The sequence below is a fragment of the Paenibacillus turicensis genome, assembly GCF_017873435.1.
GTDB lineage: Bacteria > Bacillota > Bacilli > Paenibacillales > Paenibacillaceae > Fontibacillus > Fontibacillus turicensis.
This window is the reverse complement of the sequence record NZ_JAGGKG010000025.1, coordinates 19,461-37,499: the sequence shown is the minus strand read 5'-3', so window position 1 is coordinate 37,499 and position 18,039 is coordinate 19,461. Positions and strand designations below refer to the sequence as shown.

Here is an 18,039-nt window from a genome sequence, read left to right as displayed (position 1 = left end):
AAAAACGCGTAATAACCTGTCGTCAAAAGCAGGAAGACGACAAAAAAATATTTAATTTCTTTTGGGGTTTATATTTAAATTGTGGTAGACAAGCCACTAACTCTAGCGGAGGAACAGAGGGATTCTGGAGAAGTGGAACGTTCATCTTTAAAATCCAGACTTCAACAATAAAGTTATCAATAAAAGAAATCTGGTTTTAACAATGATCGGAAGAACCCTCTGTTTTGTAGCTTCCATCTCTAGCCTTGTCAACCACAATTATATTTAAAACACAAAAAACCGTAGGCAATAACACTACCTACGGTACGTCTGATTTATAAAGTTAGATTACATACGTTTAGCTCCGCGTCCTCCACGTTTGCCTTCCGTATTTTTCTTCAAAGAAGATATACGCTCTTCGCTATCCTTAAGGAAACGAGAAACCTTATCTTCAAAGGTTGCCTTTGTTGCGGGTGGTTTAAATGAACGTCCACCACGGTCACGATTAAATCCGCCGCCCCCACCAGAACGCTCTCCTTCACGACCGCCTCCGTTAAATGGACGGTCTGGTCTTGGTGCACGAGGTGGTCTAACAGCTTCTACCGGTTTGTCTACGGCCTGTTTAATGGAAAGTCCGATCTTGCCGTCCTTATCGACATTAATTACCTTCACGGTAACTGCATCGCCTATCTTCAGATGATCATTGACGTCTTTCACATAGTTATCGGCGATCTCCGAGATATGAACAAGACCCGTGACACCTCCTGACAGATCCACAAATGCTCCGAAATGCGTGATGCCTGTCACTTTTCCTTCTAACTTGGTGCCCACTTCTATTGCCATAAAATAAAATGATCCTCCCTTGAAAATATACAGCCAGGCCTTAAAGTCTTGACTGCGGTGATTTGATTATAACTCAATGAATGAAATAAGGTCAACAGACGTATATCCCCTAAGGTTAATCATTTTTGTGATTCGTTACTAGGTATACGCACAGGAAGTTCACCAGGCTTATATAAACCGTATTTTTTCATCGCAATTTGCCCAATATACTCTGGATCCTGTAAGCGACTAATCTCATATTTCAATTGCTCCAGCTTCTGCTGAGTTTCGTCTAAAGAAGCCTTTGTTTCACTAAGCTGTTGAGATTTTCCAGAAATCTCCTCTGCTTGTACATAATAAGTATAACCTGCCCAAGCTAGAAATAAAACTATACATGTCACCCAAATTTTAAGCCGTCTACGTGCGCCAGCAGCATTGGCTGGAGTGTTAGGCTGGTTTTTTTGATTTTTTTTAATTGATCTGACCGAGCCCATCAAGACACCTCCATACATCATCAATTATTAGGAAAAAGTTTAGTCCATATTGTTACAATTTTATTCCATATGCTGTTTACCCATTTAGGAACAAAGAAATGTCTCCATAATGGCTTTGTTGCCCACGCAAAAAGCTTCCAAAGTGGAATCACTGTTATTTTACTTATTATTTTTGCAATGTTTACAACTACAGTCCACAGCCATAATAACAGCACCCTTAAAACTTTAAATAAACCAACTAATGGTGTTATGATCACAATGCTAAATATTTTTAGAATTAAGTTATAAATATATGAAGTCACCTTTATTAAGGTTACCACAATTTTTTCTGTGATAAAACTAAGAAATAAAAAATAGATCCATACACCTATAAAAAGCCCCAAAAATACGTAGAAGCGAAGCTCGCCAAAGTTGCTGTGATATAAATTATGAAAGACAAATAATGCTGCAGCAATCCAATAAACGACATCAAGCATATGATTAATGATATTGGCTACCTGTAGCCTGCCTGACACAATTCGATAGCTATCATAAATTACCCCCATTAATGCACCGGAAAACATCATCCACAATAAAGTTATCCACTGCATATGTAAATTCATCGGAGTAACTTGCCAAGCCACCCTTTACTAGATGACTTTGAACCAGGATCTATATATGAGAGCGAGTGGACTAAACCCTCAATACTTACTAAGCCCTGCTCCAGGTCTAAGTTTTTAATATGCAAATTTTGTCCTTTAATCGTTAAATGTCCCAACTCCGTCTGCAGCAAAAATTCTTCATTATCAAAACTTTCGACATTTATTACGCCACTAAGCTCAAGTAGCTTGCGATGTAATAAATGTAATTCCTGACGTTTTCCTTTATTTTGTTCAACCATAGCATGTACCCCCCTTCTTACAGATAGCTTATGGGGTACTTTGTCCATTTAGAACATGAATACGGAAGAAAAACTTCTATCCTACTGATATAAAAAAACGAATACCAAAAAAACTTCTGAATACAAAAAAACGCACTCCAATAATGGAGTGCGTAGCATCAACCTGCAATCATTAAAAATCGAGGACGTTATCTTTAGCTATAGGTTCTTCCTTCACTAAAGTATACATCGTAGCGGCCTCTTCTTTGCGGACATTATCCGCTAAACGTTCCACGCGGACTGTAACCAGCTTTTGTCCAAACTGTACAGTTAGCTCGTCCCCAACCTTAACCACCGTACTTGGCTTGGATTCGCGTCCATTGATAAGGACTCTCCCTTGTTGTGAGATATCCTTAGCCACAGTACGCCGCTTAATTAGTCTTGAGACTTTGAGGAACTTGTCTAATCTCATTATTTTACCGCTTCTTTTAGCTTGTTGCCTGCTTTAAATGCGGGAACGTTAGATGCAGGAATTTCAATTGTTTTACCTGTTTGTGGGTTACGGCCTGTACGACCAGCACGTTTGCGAGTTTCAAATGTACCAAAGCCAATCAATTGTACTTTATCTCCACCTGCTAATGCTTCAGTAATTTCACCCAAAAAACCATTTAATACAGACTCAACGTCTTTTTTTGTCAATCCACTTTTGCTGGAAATGTTGTTAATTAGATCTGTCTTGTTCATAATTAATGCCTCCTAAATAATTAAAAATAATAGTAATGCTATAAGCAGGAATGGGATCCTACTCATTTTTAACGTTGGTTGAACCAATTTTATCATAAGGTTTTCAAGCTGGACATACAATATATAGTTTTATATACTGCAAAAAAATGAAATTGATTCACTGTGTATGAATATTCTTTCTACAACTCAAAATTCCTGCTTGGTGGGTCATAATTATTTTGTAGTTGCTTTGGCTTCATTCCATAGCTCGTCCATTCTAGCCAGACTAGTTGCCTTCAAGGACTGTCCCTCTGCTGCTAACTTATCCTCAATATAGTGAAACCTAGCTTTGAACTTACCAATCGTTTTGGATAAAGCCTCTTCTGGATCAACATCGATGAACCTAGAAACATTCACAATCGCAAATAACAAATCACCAAGCTCCAAAGTTTTCTCAGTTGCACTATACCCTTCAGAAATGGCTTGCTTTAATTCGCCAAGCTCTTCCTCTACCTTAGCCCATGCACCATCCAAATGATCCCAATCAAAACCAACCTTAGCAGCTTTTTTCTGTAATTTATAGGCCTTCATTAAGGCAGGCAAATCACGCGGAATCCCATCTAACGCAGATAGCTTCTCAGGTTCAATTCCCTTGGCACGCTTCTCTTCCGCTTTCATCGCATCCCAATTTTTTAGTGCAGCCTCGGCATCCTCCGCACTAAGGTCACCAAACACATGCGGGTGTCGATAAAGCAGCTTTTCATTTAGACTTTGAATGACATCATAAACACTAAAAGTGCCTGTCTCTTCTTCCATCTGTGCGTGAAGCATAACTTGAAGCAATAGATCTCCAAGCTCCTCCTGCATATGATCTGGATCATCCTCATCGATCGTTTCAAGCACCTCATACGTTTCTTCGATTAGGTTTTTACGAATGGAAGTGTGCGTTTGAGCGATATCCCATGGACAACCACCTGGACTACGCAATATTTGAACAATTTCATGCAGCCTTTCAAAGCTACGCACCTGCAACGCCTCATCCAAGCTTCTTGGGACATAAATTAACGACAAATTGCCATACCCCGTATTTCGATCAAGCTCATATAATGGAATACGAACTACCTGTTCCTGTCCCTCTACCCCTAATGCATGGGCAACCACGACCTCATAGTCATCAGGGAATACCTCCATTAGACTAAGCTTCACATCAGATGCCGTAAAAGTATCATACACTTGTCCAATCAACGTATGAAGCTTCGGATTAACCTGACCTGTGATGACTGTAGAAGCATCAAGTAGCTGAAAACCATCAATTGGATCAAAGCCAAGACGTAAAAATGCCTCATCCAAAAAGCTTTCTCCGCCTGTTATGTGCAGGGTGATGCCTTCTAGTGGACAACGCTCCATTAATAGCTGTACGGTTGACTCCGCCACCATAGGATGCCCTGGAACAGCATACAGTACCTGATCTCCCGCTGGTAAGTCCTTTGCATAACTGACCAATAAATCAGCAATTTCTTGATACACCGAAGGAAAATCCTCATGCTTCTCATACACATGGTCAAAGGAAGTAAAGTCGATCCCATCGTTCTCTAGCCAACTAATGACTGGATGATCCTTACTGCGTGCATATCTATGCTGTGCGCCTTGTAGCTGCTTTAAAATACCAAGTGTGAGTCGATCAGAATCACCAGAACCTAAGCCCACCACACTAATCATTGCTCCCATACCTTTTCCACACTCCCGTTCCACTCATCCAAAGCAACAGAATTATACATGCTTCCTGTGAGATTATACATAAAAGTATATGCCATTTACAAATTTATCGCTTGAGCTTCCCAATCAGCTTTACAAGCTTTGGACCAATTTTAGGCAGAGTTAACAGCTCCTGCTGACTAATAAAGTTACTTTTTAGCAAGGTTAAACCAAATAATATGACACCTAAACAGACCCCCACTAGGCTATGGACTAAAGCGATAATACGTTTTTCAGGCAATATAAAATAAATGAACATATGCAAAATAAGTAAACCTATGGACATCACTAAGCAAGCAAGCATCGGCTTCATTAAAATTTGTCGTAAATTGAGCTTAATTACTTTTAAACGCCAGAGTAAATAAATATTAAGCCCTGCTGCTAACATATAAGCTCCGATCCCTGAAATTGCCGCTCCATCCCTCCCAAGTAAAGGGACAAGGATAAGATTCAAGCCTAACTTCATACTAGCTGCAATTAATAAATGGACAGCAGGAGCATGCACGCGTCCTATTCCTTGTAAAAGAGCCGCCGACACGTATGCTAGCGCCCCTGGGGCCGCTGTCCAGGCAATCCAAGCCAAAGTCCCTGTTCCAACATCATCCTTGTATAACATGACGTTAATCGGCTCTGCTAGCAATGCTAAGCCCATAGAGGAGGCTAACCCAATTAACCAGCACCAACGTAATGCTAAAATGCTTTGTTGCCGTATCCCCTCTTGATTATCTACAAGCTTGAGCTGCGCCAATCTAGGAATAAATAATACAGATAATGAGGAGGCAATCATTGTCACTAACTGCACCAAAGGGATACCACGGTTATATACTCCAATTTCATACATTGCATAGGCCTCACCATGGATATCCCCTAATAATCTAGGCAAGGTAAATGTATCCACTAGGCTAATCAAAGGAACAGCTAAGGCTGCCAAACAAATCGGCCACGCATAACGCAGCATTTCTTTTAGTAATGAATAATGATTTGGCTTGGATGGATGCTCTACCTCAAAATGGAATTGAGCTGGAGTTGGAATTTTATTTATCCCTCGTTTATATTGAATCCAATAGAGCAGCATGACAAGCAGCCCTGCAAAGCCACCCACCGCTGAGCCCGCTAACGCCCCACCAGCAATTACATCATCACTAGCCTGTAGACGATGAAAATATAAGAGCAGCACAATCATCACACCTACACGCACAAACTGCTCGATCACCTGCGAGATCGCAGTGGGTACCATATCCTGTAATCCCTGAAAATAACCACGCAAGCCTGCACTTAGAGGTACAAATAATAAGGCAGGGGCACAGGCTTGTAATGCTGGAATGATCGATTTCGTGCCAATGAGGACAGAAATTAGCGGCGCGCCTAAATATAACGTAATGGCACTTAAGCTACCCAAAATAACTAGCACCCATGTCGCTAATGATAATACTTGACATTGTCCTTGCCCATTTTGAGCAAGCTCTCGCTCTGCAACAAATTTGGCAATTGCGGTTGGAAAACCTGCTGTTGCGATAATAATTGCCACATTATAAAAAGGGTACACGGTGTTATAAATACCAAAAACACTATCGCCACCAATATTTTGCAAAGGGATTTTTTGCAGTGTCCCTAATAACTTCGTAATAATAGCCGCCGCTGTTAGTACTACTGCACCTTTAAGCAAGCCGCTAGAGCGTTTTTTACTAACATGATTATTTTTATGCATTATGTACATATCCTCCATGCACTTGTCATCCTTCATCATTATATGACGAAATTGAAGCAACACACAAAGGACATAAAAAAATAACACTCCCACACCATAGATTCAATATGAATTGGTGTAGGAGCGTTATTTCATCATTGTTCCATTTGCTTAGCCAAAAATCCGGCTGCAGTTTCAGCCATTTTAGACTCAAGCTCAGACATTTTAACGTTTTCTTCTCTGTTAAGCAGAATCACAGTACCAATTGGGTCACCGCCAGAAATGATTGGGGCGATAACAAAAGCAGAGATGCTTTCAGGATGATCCTTGTACATTTCATAAGTGCCTGCATTACTTTGTACTATAATTTTGCGACCTTCCATACTGCTCTCTAACATTGCGCTGATCGACTTGTCCAAATATTCCTTCTTGGAGGTCCCTGCCACAGCAATAATCGTATCACGATCTGAAATTAAAGTAATATGACCAGTGCTTTCATACAAAGACTCCGCATATTCCTTAGCAAAGTCACCAAGCTCTCCAATTGGAGAATACTTTTTCAAAATTACCTCACCATCGCGATCCACAAAAATTTCTAACGGATCCCCTTCACGAATACGTAAGGTTCTACGAATTTCCTTAGGAATAACAACGCGACCCAAATCATCAATACGGCGTACAATACCTGTTGCTTTCATTTACATGTTGCCCCACTTTCATCAAAGTTTAAACTTCATCTAAAAAAGCATGAAAGAAATCTGCTTAAATTGTGTTCGCTGTGATTCTGACCATAGTATTCATCCGTTTCCAAAGATTTATGCAAACAGTGGTGAGAAGTTATAAATATTTGGTTCTTAATAATATTTGGTTGATAAAATGGGGATGGTAGCTACGAAACAGAGGGTTCCTGCGATCGTTGTTAAAACCAGATTCCTTAGACTAACAGCATTATATATTGTTGGAATATGGTTTTAAATACGACCGTTCCACTTCTCCACAATCCCTCTGTTCCTTCGCTAGTTTGGGCTGGTTATCAACCAATTAATAAATGATGAACCAAATATTTATAGGTAAAGGACATAGGCCAAAAAAAGAAAAGAGACAGAAAAAGGACTAGGCATAACCTTACGGTCTTGCCTAGCCTTTTTATTTTTAGGGGATTTTCTAAATAGCCCCTTCATTTTGGGAATACTTTAAAACAGTTATAACAAATGATTATTTTCCACTGTTTGTTTTTTCAGAATTTGTCTTATCTGAATTTGTTTTATTTGCATCTGTATTGCCTTTTGTATCTTTGCTGTTACTGCTGTTTTGATCCTTTGTATCATTGGTTGCTTTATTGCCTTCTTTTTCATCTTTTTTTGTATCTACCTTAGGTAGATCAATTTTTTTGATGATTTTGTTTGTAACTTCACCAGAAATAAATTCATCCAGCTTTTTAGAAGCGATTTCTGTTTTTAAGACATCCTTTTCATCTTGGCTTAAATCATCAAGCTTTTTCTCCGTACGATTTTCGACCAAAATGATGTGGTAACCAAATTGAGTTTCAACAGGCTCGCCTACTTTACCGATGGGTTGAGTTAATGCTGCTTCCTTAAACTCAGGAACCCAACCACTTACATCTGCATTTTCATACAAGCCACCATTTTTGTTAGAGCCTGGATCTGAACTGAATTCATTTGCTAGCTTAGCAAAATCTTCACCCTTCGCTAATCTTGCCTCCAACTCCTTAGCTAGCTTCAAGGATTCCTCTGAAGTGCGAAGGTCTTTGCCTTCAGCGTCTTTAAGACCAAGCAAAATATGACGAACACTTGCGGTTGTATATTTGTCTTTTTCAGCTTCAAATTGAGTTTTAACCTCATCATCTGTAACCTTGTTAAGCTGTGTTTGTAATGCAGTGTAAGCACGTAAGAAGTAAGTTTTAAATTCTTCCTCAGTTACCTTTTGCGTATCTAACGCTTTTTTAAATGCCTCATCACCACCAGCAGATTGCTTCATCGCTTCAAACTGCTTGTCCGCTTTTTCTTTAGCTGCTTTTTTAGTTGCATCGTCCGCATTTTTCTCTAAATACGTGTAGCCAATCATTTGCTTAATCAAAAAGTCATGAAATTCATCGGTTTTAATGTAGCTTTCATAACCAGGCTGAAGTACAAGCAAAATACGTTCCTCAAGGTCAAACTGAGATGCCGTAACCTCACCCCCGTCATAAGTAGCAACTACATTTTCTTTTTTACCACATGCTGCAAGTACAGAAAAGGCCATAATTGCCGTCATGGCAACTAATAGCATCTTCCATTTCATTCGTTTATTTTGAGACATTTTGTAATTCCCCTTTCGATTTTAACGAGCTAGTCATCGCATCTAAAAACTGTTCTAGCAGCTCCATTAAAGCTTTATCTTCCAATCCTTTAATTTTTAAATGGACAGTTAGCTGTGCGCCTTGATTAAATTGTACACGTCTTCCATACATATTGCCAACTTCGACAATCCTCGACGGGATTAGCTCTTTTTCACGACCAGCTTGGAATTTAATGATCACATCATCCCCACGACGTTGAATGGAATCAACGCCAAGCTCTTTGCCATAAAGCTTCACACGGCTTACAGACAATAAATTAAGCACAGCCTCTGGAAGCTCTCCGAAACGATCCAGCATTTCGTCCTCCAGCTCCGCTGCATCATCAAAGGAAGACACCGTTGCTGTCTTTTTATAAATTTCAATTTTTTGAATGCTGTCATAAATGTAATCCGAAGGTAAATAAGCATCAATACTTAAATCAATGGTTGTATTTACCACATCCTGTGTAGGATTTGCTTCACCTAGCATTGTGACCTTACGGTTTTGGATCTCCTCTGCTAGCATTTGTGAATACAGATCAAAACCAACGGAGGCAATAAAGCCGTGCTGCTCAGCACCAAGTAAATTTCCTGCACCCCGTATAGACAGATCCCGCATCGCAATTTTGAAGCCTGATCCAAGCTCTGTAAACTCCTTGATCGATTGTAGACGTTTTTCTGCTACCTCTGTTAAGGACTTATCGCGCTGATACGTGAAATAAGCATAAGCAATTCGATTAGACCGTCCTACACGCCCTCTAAGCTGGTAAAGCTGTGATAGTCCCATTTTATCGGCATCATGGACAATCAGTGTATTTACGTTAGGAATATCGACGCCTGTTTCAATAATACTTGTACTTACCAATACGTCATATTCCCCATCAAGGAAATCAAGAATTGTTTTTTCAAGCTCCTGCTCTGACATTTGCCCATGTCCAATCCCAACTCTAGCATCAGGTACTAAAGCGGAAATATGTGCTGCCATCTCCTGAATACCTTGAACTCGGTTATAGAGATAATAGATTTGACCTCCACGCGCCATTTCACGTTCAATGGCCTCACGAACAAGTGCAAAGCTATGCTCAACAACATAAGTCTGCACAGGAAATCTATTTTCAGGTGGCGTTTCAATGACAGACAAATCACGTACACCTAACATTGACATGTGTAAAGTTCTTGGAATAGGTGTTGCTGTTAACGTAAGCACGTCTACATTGGTTTTAAGTCGCTTCAGCTTCTCCTTGTGCGTAACCCCAAAGCGCTGCTCCTCATCCACAATAAGTAAGCCCAAATCCTTAAATACGATGTCTTGGGATAACAAACGATGTGTACCAATAATGATGTCCACTGTCCCATTTTTAATCCCTTTGATCGTTTCATTTTGTTCTTTGCGGCTACGGAAACGACTCAAGGAATGGATTTGAATCGGATAGCCAGAAAAACGCTCGCGGAACGTTTCAAAATGCTGTTGTGCTAAAATGGTAGTTGGCACAAGCACCGCGACCTGCTTACCCTCGATTGCTGCCTTAAACGCTGCACGAATGGCGACCTCGGTTTTTCCGTATCCAACATCTCCACATAATAAACGATCCATCGGACGTTTCTGTTCCATGTCCCGTTTAATTTCTTCTATCGCCCTTAGCTGATCATGTGTCTCGTCATAAGGGAATATCGCTTCAAATTCCTGCTGCTCAGGTGTATCCTTTTCAAACCCAAAACCTGCTGAGGCTTGACGATCCGCATAGAGCTTAATAAGTTCATCCGCAATGTCTTGCACCGAGGAGCGAACTTTATTTTTTACCTTTGTCCAATCGTTTCCGCCTAGCTTATAAACCTTTGGCTCTTTATCCTCTGCCCCAACATATTTTTGAATGAGATCAATTTGTTCAATTGGAACCGATAGTTTGTCTCCACCTGCGTACATAATATGCATGTAATCTTTATGAATACCTGCAACCTCTAGTGTACCGATGCCAATATATTTCCCAATCCCATGATTTTGATGAACAACATAATCGCCAATCTTTAATTCAGTGTAGCTCTTAATCCGTTCCGCATTATCCATGCTTTTTGTTGTTTTACGAGTTTTTCGTTGCTTTTGAGAGAACATCTCACCTTCGGTAATGACAACAAGATGGATTGAAGGTAACTCAAAACCAGACTGTAGATTCCCTTGGATAATTGTTGGCGCTTCGATTGCATAGTCATCTAAGACGCGGCGCATTCTTTCCATGCGTTCCGTCCCGCTTGCTAACATCACAACATGCGCACCACTTTTTTTCCAACGCTCCATTTCAGATTTAAGCACATTCATTTGCCCATGAAAATCCTGCATCGTTCGGCTTACAAAGTTTACGATATTTTGAGGCTGAACATGAGGAACCTGACGTAAAAATAACGATAAAAATAAAGTTTGAAAAGGACGATGATACAACACACGATCACTTTCATGTGCAAGCTTAAGCTCAGGCAAGCTTTTACCATTTTGGAATAGGTTTAGATTCCATTCTGTTTCATCGCGCTCTAGCTGCTTGGCCGTCTCTAATAAACGTGCAGGTTCATCTAAAACAAGCAACGTATCAGGTGACATATAATCATATAACGTATGGTGCTCAGGATAAATTAAAGAAATGTATTTATATATCTCAGAAAAATAAATATGCTGACGCAACATCTCTATCTCTCTAGAGACTTCTTCCTTGAGCTTTTGCTTTGCTGTACGATCTGTCATCTTTTCAAGCTGAATCTCTAATCTTGCAAATACACCTTGTGCTGCTAACTCCAAAGCTTGACCTGAAGCAATAATTTCCTTGCATGGTGTAATATTAACTTGCTTGATTTGGTCAATAGAACGTTGATCGGTTGGATCAAATGTACGAATCGAGTCAATTTCATCATCAAACAATTCTACTCGATACGCTGAATTTGCTGTAAGTGGGTAAAAATCTATAATCCCCCCACGCACACTCATCTCGCCTCTAGACTCAACACGCTCTACACGCTCGTAGCCTAACTCAATCATGTTGGATAAAAACGAATCTAGCTCCAGATTACCGCCCACCTCAAGCTTAATATAAGCTTCTGCCATCACTTTCGGAGACGGAATGAATCTGCGCACACCAGAATAAGGCACCACAACAATCCCTCTAAAGTCTTGAGCGCATTGTAATAGTACCTCTATTCGTTGTGCTAACATTTCTGGGCTAGATACAGCCGATTCTGCCGCAACAAGCTCATTTGCAGGGTATAATAAAACCTGTTCATGCGAAAGCGCTTCCTGTAAGTCATCTGCAATTTTTTGTGCAGCAAACATATTATGTGTAACTACTAGCATCGGTCGATTTGCTTCTTTATGAAGTGCTGCTAGCATAACTTGTCTCGATGAACCAGATAATCCCGAAATCAATTGCTCCTTCATACCAGCATTAACGCCAGCTACAGTTGTTGCAAAATCGGAATCCTTTGAGAATGTTTCTAAAAGTGATTCTAACAAATGAGGCACCTCTCTTACTAAAAAATCCTGAATCAAAAAGGAGCCTTAGCAACCTGCCAAGACTCTATCACAAGCATAAACGATGCTAACCGACATGCGGTTAAAGCTGCCGTTCCTGCGGTGAATATAAGCCAATTTCTACCTATTCAAACTCTTTATCACTGTAGTGGATTAGAGATCAAAGCAAGCTCAGGGTGATTGCGTAATGCTTCTGAGCAATACTCACATGTAACCTTGACGTTTATATCACCATTTGAATCATAGGCTATTATATCTCTCCGCTCATCAGGGGTCAAGGAAGTGAAGCCTAGCTGTTGCTCTGTCACTTGCGAATCTTCAAGTCTACCAACTATCGTATTACAATGCCTACAAAGATAAGTTATAGCCATATATATGCCTCCTGAAGGAATGTTATGCCCTCAGTATGCCCTAAATGGTTACGGTTTAGCCTTTGCTAGCCATTAAATTTAGCCATTGTATGCTCAAAGGAGTTGTTTAAACTAAAGGTAACTGCATCTGCTGCCCGCTCAATACTATCTTGAAGTAATGGGAGCTCTTTTTTTGCAAATTTACTCAGTACATAATCCACGATGGCATAGCCAGGCTCAGGTCTAGAAATGCCCATTCTTACTCGATTAAACGTTTGAGTGCCTGTATGCTGGATAATGGACTTAATTCCATTATGTCCACCTGCACTTCCTTGATAGCGAAGACGAATCCTGCCGACCTCTGTATCTAAATCATCGTAAACTACAAGCATATCTTCAAGGGGCACCTTATAATAATCCATAAAAGCTCTGACAGATTCACCTGATAGGTTCATATAAGTCATCGGCTTAATTAGGGCTACCTTTACCCCATCGATCGTCCCTTCACCAACCAACGCTTTACATTTGCTTTGCTTAATCGCAATGTTATGTCTGGAGGCAAGCTCATCCAGCGCCATCCATCCAATATTATGTCTTGTTTTTGCGTATTGGCTTCCTGGATTACCCAGACCAACAATCCACTTCATTTTAACCCATTCCTCCTACCTACAATTTTGAAAATAACGATAGGGGTTCCAGTCACCCGAAGGAAACTGCAACCCCTGTATTTATCAAAACAGGAATCTTATTCGATTTCGAATAATTTACTGATGGAGAGCTCTTCATGCACACGAATGATTGCTTCCCCTAGTAGCGGAGCAACAGATAAAACTTTAAGTTTGTCTGTTGGATTAGGATGAGTAATCGGAATCGTATCCGTTACAACAACCTCTTTAAGCGGAGAATTCTCAAGCCGCTCCATTGCAGGACCAGATAGGACCGGGTGAGTACAGCAAGCATAAACTTCCTCAACTCCACCTTCCTTGAGTGCATTTGCACCAAGAACAATCGTACCTGCAGTATCGATAATATCGTCGATAAGGATCGCTGTCTTACCCTCGATATTACCAATGATATTCATCACTTCACTCACATTTGGCTCTGGACGGCGTTTGTCAATGATCGCGAGTGGCGCATTAAGGAAATCCGCCAATTTACGAGCACGAACCACACCACCATGGTCAGGTGATACGACAACTGGGTTGGTAATATGCTTGGAACGGAAATATTGAGCAAGAATAGGAACCCCAAGCATATGATCAACTGGAATATCAAAAAAGCCTTGAATCTGCATCGCATGCAGGTCCATTGTGATCACGCGATGAGCGCCTGCCTTTTCAATCAAATTCGCAACCAGCTTCGCTGTAATCGGATCACGAGAACGAGCCTTACGGTCTTGACGTGCATAACCATAATAAGGAATAACAACATTAATACTCTTAGCTGAAGCGCGTTTTAACGCATCGACCATAACAAGCAGTTCCATCAAGTTGTCGTTAACCGGCGCACAAGTAGATTGCACAATATATACATGGCAACCACGTACACTCTCAGATAATTTGACCTGAATTTCACCATCGCTAAAGCTCATAGTCTCAGAATCGCCCATCGGAATCCCGATATAATCCGCGATTTGATGAGCCAATTTAGGATTAGAGTTACATGTGAATATCTTCAGTTTAGAATCACAATAAGTCATAAATTAAAAACCCTCCGTGCTAGTCTTTGAAATCAAACTTTTATGCAAATGAAAAACCATCATTTTTACGATTCCTGTGTTCTTTGCTTTTTAGCTTTAGCGCGAGCACGAAGCTTGTCCGCATATCCCGCTTTATTTTCCTGACGTGATCTTGCAATGGCAAGATCGCCAGCTTTGACATCATGGGTCACGGTTGAACCAGCCACTACATAGGCACCTTCTCCAACCTTAACTGGAGCAATCAAATTAACGTTACTGCCAACAAAAGCATCGTCGCCAATTTCTGTCATAGATTTATTATATCCATCATAGTTGACTGTAATCGCACCACAGCCGATATTTACATTTTTACCAACCTTTGCGTCACCTACGTAGCTGAGATGAGAAACCTTCGCACCATCATCCAGTGAAGCATTTTTGATTTCTACAAAATCGCCCACCTTCACATGACTGCCTAGTTTCGCCCCAGGACGCAAATAAGCGAAAGGTCCCACCGTTGTACTAGAGCCAACAATTGCCTGGTTTAGTACAGAATGTTTCACCTTCGCACCATCATCAATCTGGCTATCTTCAATATCTGCAGAGGGACCAATTACACAATCCTCCCCAATTACACACTTACCAGAAATCGAAGTGCCAGGATAGATCACTGTATCTGATCCAATGGATACATCAGCACCGATATACGTTGAAGATGGATCTATAATACTTACACCATTCAGCATATGCTTTCGTAAAATGCGCTCACGCATTAAACGTTCTGCCTCAGATAAAGCTAACCGATCATTAACACCAATCGCCTCCGCATAATCTGTAGTCATATACCCTTGCACAATTTCGCCTTCACTTACAAGAATACCAATTACATCTGTTAAATAATACTCCTGCTGTGCATTTTGGTTTGTGACCTTCTCTAGGGCAGCAAATAGCTTCGCGTTGTCAAAACAATAGGTGCCTGTATTGATCTCATTGACAGCATCCTCTTCTGGGGAACAATCCTTTTGCTCCACAATGCGAACAACAGCACCATGTTCATTGCGGATAATTCGTCCCAGTCCTTGCGGATGATCGGTTTTAGCCGTAAGTATTGTTGCTGCTGCATCATTTTTAGTATGCAAGTCAATTAGAGCTTCTAGGCTTTCTGGTGTTACAAGTGGTGTATCGCCACACAAAACAAGTGTGATTCCTTCTTCCGAACCCAGAAGTGGCTTGGCCTGCTTCACTGCATGACCTGTGCCTAATTGCTCTTTTTGTAGCACATATTCTACAGATGTGCCTAGATAAGACTGCACTACTTCAGCACCATGACCTGTAATCACAATACTGCGTTCACAGTTGACTTTCTGCACCGCGTCTAGCACATGACTGACCATCGGTTTGCCGCACACAGGATGAAGCACTTTGTATAATTTCGACTTCATTCGCTTCCCCTGACCTGCAGCCAGAACAATCGCTAACCTTTTCAAGGCCCATGCCTCCTTCTACTAAACTCAATACTGAATATATCTCATTTACGAGAAAAAGAAAAGAGAGCCATAAGTGATGGCTCTCTTTTCTCAAACCCCAATTAATAAAAAAAACGCTTACTGATGCTTATGCACCAGCTTCAACAACAACTTCTTCATGCTCAGCAGCACGTTCGTATTCAGCCAAAACTGCAGCTTGAATCTTCTCGCGAGTGCCAGAAGAAATTGGATGCGCGATATCCCGGAATTCCCCGTCCGGAGTGCGCTTGCTTGGCATTGCCACGAACATTCCATTGTTTCCATCGATGACACGAATGTCATGAACAACAAATTCATTGTCGATGGTAATGGATGCGATCGCTTTCATTCTCCCTTCGGAGCTGACACGGCGAAGCCTTACATCCGTAATTTGCATATGTGTTCACCACCTTTTTCCATCAGAGACTTGGTGTAATATTCCACATAGCAAACGGAAATCCTTTTTTTTCATCAAATAAATATCCTAAAATCAGGAATTTTTTTTATTAAACAGACTTTTCGACATCGTTCGTCTTAATCCCGGAAATATCCCTATAAAATCGACAATTTTTTAAAACTTACCATCGGTCAAAATAATTGCCTGGTTCAACCACAATTTCTTTGCCTTTTGCATCCACCGCACGTAAGCTTGCTAAGCTCACATAATCATGGAGTAATCTTTGCTCTGATTCCACTTCACCCGACTCAACCAATACGCCTACACCCGCTACTTCCGCATTAAACTCTGCAAGTAGATCGACCATACCCTGAATCGTCCCCCCCGCCTTCATAAAATCATCGACGATTAGTACTCGTGAATGCTCCTTCAATGCTCTACGAGATAAAGTCATCGTATGAAGGCTTTTATGCGAGCCGGATACATAGTTAATACTTACCGCAGAACCCTCAGTAACCTGATGGTCTCTACGCACAAGGACAACAGGAAGGTTTAATTCTGCACCCGTAGCATAAGCAAGTGGAATCCCCTTTGTTTCAACCGTCATTATACAGTCAATACCTACACCGGCAAATGCGGTCGCAAACAGCTTACCTGCTTCGTTCATTAAAGAAGGTTGTCCTAATAAATCTGACATATATAAGTATCCGCCAGGTAATATACGATCTGGGGAAGCTAGCTTAACACACAAATCCTGAATAAAAGCTAACGCCGCAGCCCTTGCCACCATTGGAATATATTTTACGCCACCCGCAGCTCCTGCTTGTGTATTCAGTTCACCAATTCCTTCAAGTTCAAACACTTCCTTGATAATTGCCAGATCTTCACTAATGGATGACTTTGCAGATCCATAGCGCTTGGCAAAATTAGTTAGCGGTATCAATTGATGAGGACGGGACAATAAATACTGAGTCATATCTACTAAGCGTGCGCTTCTTTTTAACTTTGTCACGAAGCATCCCTCGCTAAATCCGAATATTTTATAGAAAATATACCACTTTTATACGTGTTTTTTCAAGTCTAATGAAGAACTTAATAAGCGCACTGCATAAACTTCCTTACAAAATCCTCGTAATCCGTTATAAATTCTTGGAACCTTAGACTCCTTAGAAACAAGTCCAAATACTGTTGGGCCACTACCTGACATCAATACGCCATCAGCCCCAAGCTTTTGCATCGTTTCCTTGAGATGAGCCACCTCTGGATACATTTGAAGCGTCACTTCCTCAAGAACATTTCCAAGCTCACCACAGACGTTATGGAACGATTTGGATTCAATTGCCTCTATCATTGACTTAGCTGAAGGATGCTGCTTAATTTCTGTGCTTCGTAGTCTGCCATACACATCCGCGGTAGATACATTAATCGGTAGCTTCGCTAACACGACCCAGCATTGTGGAGGGCTAGCGATCTCCGTTAGAATCTCTCCGCGACCTGTCGCAAGCGCGGTGCCACCTGAGATGCAGAAAGGAACATCTGAGCCTAACTCCGCTCCGAGCTCCATAAGCTCCTCATAGGGGATGTTTAGCCCCCACAAGCGATTTAAGCCACGAAGAGTAGCTGCGGCATCACTACTGCCCCCTGCAAGCCCTGCAGCAACAGGAATTTTTTTATCAAGGTGAATGTATACACCTTTGGTGACGTGATATCGTTCTTTAATTAATTTGGCAGCTTTAAAAGCTAAATTTTTCTCATCTAACGGAATATATCCTACCTGACTCGAAATAATAATCGTATCTCGTGGAAGCTCACTCATTTCTAGTCGATCTGCTAAATCGACCATTGTCATAATCATTTCTACTTCGTGATAACCATCTGATCTTTTATGTAATACATCTAGCATTAAATTAATTTTTGCTGGAGCCTTCTCATAAATTTTCAA

Annotated in this window: 18 protein-coding genes; all 18 read right to left on the bottom strand. The window is 40.9% G+C overall.

Features of this window, described 5'->3' with window-relative positions; translation table 11 throughout:
- Nucleotides 1-327: 327 nt before the first annotated feature.
- The 18 genes from J2Z32_RS19885 to ispE all read right to left on the bottom strand — a co-directional run bounded on the left by J2Z32_RS19885 (nt 328) and on the right by ispE (nt 18,039).
- Nucleotides 328-822, bottom strand: a complete 495-nt coding sequence (locus J2Z32_RS19885) for a S1 domain-containing RNA-binding protein (protein ID WP_210090947.1) — start codon at nt 820-822, stop codon at nt 328-330.
- Nucleotides 823-941: 119 nt separating this feature from the next.
- Complete coding sequence (locus J2Z32_RS19880) at nt 942-1,295, bottom strand: FtsB family cell division protein (protein WP_210090946.1); 354 nt, start codon at nt 1,293-1,295, stop codon at nt 942-944.
- Nucleotides 1,296-1,315: 20 nt separating this feature from the next.
- Nucleotides 1,316-1,885: a spore cortex biosynthesis protein YabQ gene (yabQ, locus tag J2Z32_RS19875; RefSeq protein ID WP_210090945.1), complete on the bottom strand. Its 570-nt coding sequence runs from the start codon at nt 1,883-1,885 to the stop codon at nt 1,316-1,318.
- Between the two features lie 8 nt (nt 1,886-1,893).
- The gene (yabP, locus tag J2Z32_RS19870; RefSeq protein ID WP_210090944.1) at nt 1,894-2,175 is read right to left on the bottom strand and encodes a sporulation protein YabP; all 282 of its coding nucleotides are present in this window, start codon (nt 2,173-2,175) and stop codon (nt 1,894-1,896) included.
- A 172-nt stretch (nt 2,176-2,347) separates the two neighbouring features.
- A complete protein-coding gene (locus J2Z32_RS19865) occupies nt 2,348-2,626 on the bottom strand; it encodes an RNA-binding S4 domain-containing protein (RefSeq protein WP_210090943.1) in 279 nt (92 codons plus the stop codon).
- Nucleotides 2,626-2,898, bottom strand: a complete 273-nt coding sequence (locus J2Z32_RS19860) for an HU family DNA-binding protein (protein ID WP_210090942.1) — start codon at nt 2,896-2,898, stop codon at nt 2,626-2,628. Before J2Z32_RS19860 ends, J2Z32_RS19865 begins: the two co-directional genes overlap by 1 nt.
- Before the next feature lie 213 nt (nt 2,899-3,111).
- Nucleotides 3,112-4,605, bottom strand: coding sequence for a bifunctional methyltransferase/pyrophosphohydrolase YabN (gene yabN / locus J2Z32_RS19855; protein WP_210090941.1), 1,494 nt, complete (start codon nt 4,603-4,605; stop codon nt 3,112-3,114).
- 94 nt (nt 4,606-4,699) lie between these two features.
- Nucleotides 4,700-6,340 (bottom strand): putative polysaccharide biosynthesis protein, encoded by a 1,641-nt coding sequence (locus tag J2Z32_RS19850; protein ID WP_245251639.1) that lies wholly within the window; start codon nt 6,338-6,340, stop codon nt 4,700-4,702.
- A gap of 134 nt (nt 6,341-6,474) precedes the next feature.
- Complete coding sequence (gene spoVT / locus J2Z32_RS19845; protein ID WP_210090940.1) at nt 6,475-7,017, bottom strand: stage V sporulation protein T; 543 nt, start codon at nt 7,015-7,017, stop codon at nt 6,475-6,477.
- 517 nt (nt 7,018-7,534) lie between these two features.
- Nucleotides 7,535-8,638 carry a peptidylprolyl isomerase gene (locus J2Z32_RS19840; protein ID WP_210090939.1) on the bottom strand — a complete coding sequence of 368 codons (1,104 nt, stop codon included), beginning with the start codon at nt 8,636-8,638 and terminating at the stop codon, nt 7,535-7,537.
- Nucleotides 8,625-12,149, bottom strand: a complete 3,525-nt coding sequence (gene mfd, locus J2Z32_RS19835) for a transcription-repair coupling factor (RefSeq protein ID WP_210090938.1) — start codon at nt 12,147-12,149, stop codon at nt 8,625-8,627. Before mfd ends, J2Z32_RS19840 begins: the two co-directional genes overlap by 14 nt.
- A 158-nt stretch (nt 12,150-12,307) precedes the next feature.
- Nucleotides 12,308-12,538 (bottom strand): anti-sigma-F factor Fin, encoded by a 231-nt coding sequence (fin, locus tag J2Z32_RS19830; RefSeq protein ID WP_210090937.1) that lies wholly within the window; start codon nt 12,536-12,538, stop codon nt 12,308-12,310.
- A gap of 65 nt (nt 12,539-12,603) precedes the next feature.
- Nucleotides 12,604-13,164, bottom strand: coding sequence for an aminoacyl-tRNA hydrolase (pth, locus tag J2Z32_RS19825; protein ID WP_210090936.1), 561 nt, complete (start codon nt 13,162-13,164; stop codon nt 12,604-12,606).
- Between the two features lie 98 nt (nt 13,165-13,262).
- A complete protein-coding gene (locus J2Z32_RS19820; RefSeq protein ID WP_210090935.1) occupies nt 13,263-14,216 on the bottom strand; it encodes a ribose-phosphate diphosphokinase in 954 nt (317 codons plus the stop codon).
- A 65-nt stretch (nt 14,217-14,281) separates the two neighbouring features.
- Entirely contained in the window at nt 14,282-15,682 is a 1,401-nt protein-coding gene (gene glmU, locus J2Z32_RS19815; RefSeq protein WP_210090934.1) for a bifunctional UDP-N-acetylglucosamine diphosphorylase/glucosamine-1-phosphate N-acetyltransferase GlmU, read from the bottom strand.
- A gap of 127 nt (nt 15,683-15,809) precedes the next feature.
- Entirely contained in the window at nt 15,810-16,097 is a 288-nt protein-coding gene (spoVG, locus tag J2Z32_RS19810; protein WP_210090933.1) for a septation regulator SpoVG, read from the bottom strand.
- Between the two features lie 181 nt (nt 16,098-16,278).
- Entirely contained in the window at nt 16,279-17,109 is an 831-nt protein-coding gene (purR, locus tag J2Z32_RS19805; protein WP_210090932.1) for a pur operon repressor, read from the bottom strand.
- 48 nt (nt 17,110-17,157) lie between these two features.
- The gene (ispE, locus tag J2Z32_RS19800) at nt 17,158-18,039 is read right to left on the bottom strand and encodes a 4-(cytidine 5'-diphospho)-2-C-methyl-D-erythritol kinase (RefSeq protein ID WP_210090931.1); all 882 of its coding nucleotides are present in this window, start codon (nt 18,037-18,039) and stop codon (nt 17,158-17,160) included.

Bases quoted from the DNA above. Each gene is read 5' to 3' on its own strand.
- J2Z32_RS19885 (WP_210090947.1), bottom strand. From the start codon at position 822: ATGGCAATAGAAGTGGGCACCAAGTTAGAAGGAAAAGTGACAGGCATC.
- J2Z32_RS19880 (WP_210090946.1), bottom strand. From the start codon at position 1,295: ATGGGCTCGGTCAGATCAATTAAAAAAAATCAAAAAAACCAGCCTAAC.
- yabQ (WP_210090945.1), bottom strand. From the start codon at position 1,885: ATGCAGTGGATAACTTTATTGTGGATGATGTTTTCCGGTGCATTAATG.
- yabP (WP_210090944.1), bottom strand. From the start codon at position 2,175: ATGGTTGAACAAAATAAAGGAAAACGTCAGGAATTACATTTATTACAT.
- J2Z32_RS19865 (WP_210090943.1), bottom strand. From the start codon at position 2,626: ATGAGATTAGACAAGTTCCTCAAAGTCTCAAGACTAATTAAGCGGCGT.
- J2Z32_RS19860 (WP_210090942.1), bottom strand. From the start codon at position 2,898: ATGAACAAGACAGATCTAATTAACAACATTTCCAGCAAAAGTGGATTG.
- yabN (WP_210090941.1), bottom strand. From the start codon at position 4,605: ATGGGAGCAATGATTAGTGTGGTGGGCTTAGGTTCTGGTGATTCTGAT.
- J2Z32_RS19850 (WP_245251639.1), bottom strand. From the start codon at position 6,340: ATGCATAAAAATAATCATGTTAGTAAAAAACGCTCTAGCGGCTTGCTT.
- spoVT (WP_210090940.1), bottom strand. From the start codon at position 7,017: ATGAAAGCAACAGGTATTGTACGCCGTATTGATGATTTGGGTCGCGTT.
- J2Z32_RS19840 (WP_210090939.1), bottom strand. From the start codon at position 8,638: ATGTCTCAAAATAAACGAATGAAATGGAAGATGCTATTAGTTGCCATG.
- fin (WP_210090937.1), bottom strand. From the start codon at position 12,538: ATGGCTATAACTTATCTTTGTAGGCATTGTAATACGATAGTTGGTAGA.
- pth (WP_210090936.1), bottom strand. From the start codon at position 13,164: ATGAAGTGGATTGTTGGTCTGGGTAATCCAGGAAGCCAATACGCAAAA.
- J2Z32_RS19820 (WP_210090935.1), bottom strand. From the start codon at position 14,216: ATGACTTATTGTGATTCTAAACTGAAGATATTCACATGTAACTCTAAT.
- spoVG (WP_210090933.1), bottom strand. From the start codon at position 16,097: ATGCAAATTACGGATGTAAGGCTTCGCCGTGTCAGCTCCGAAGGGAGA.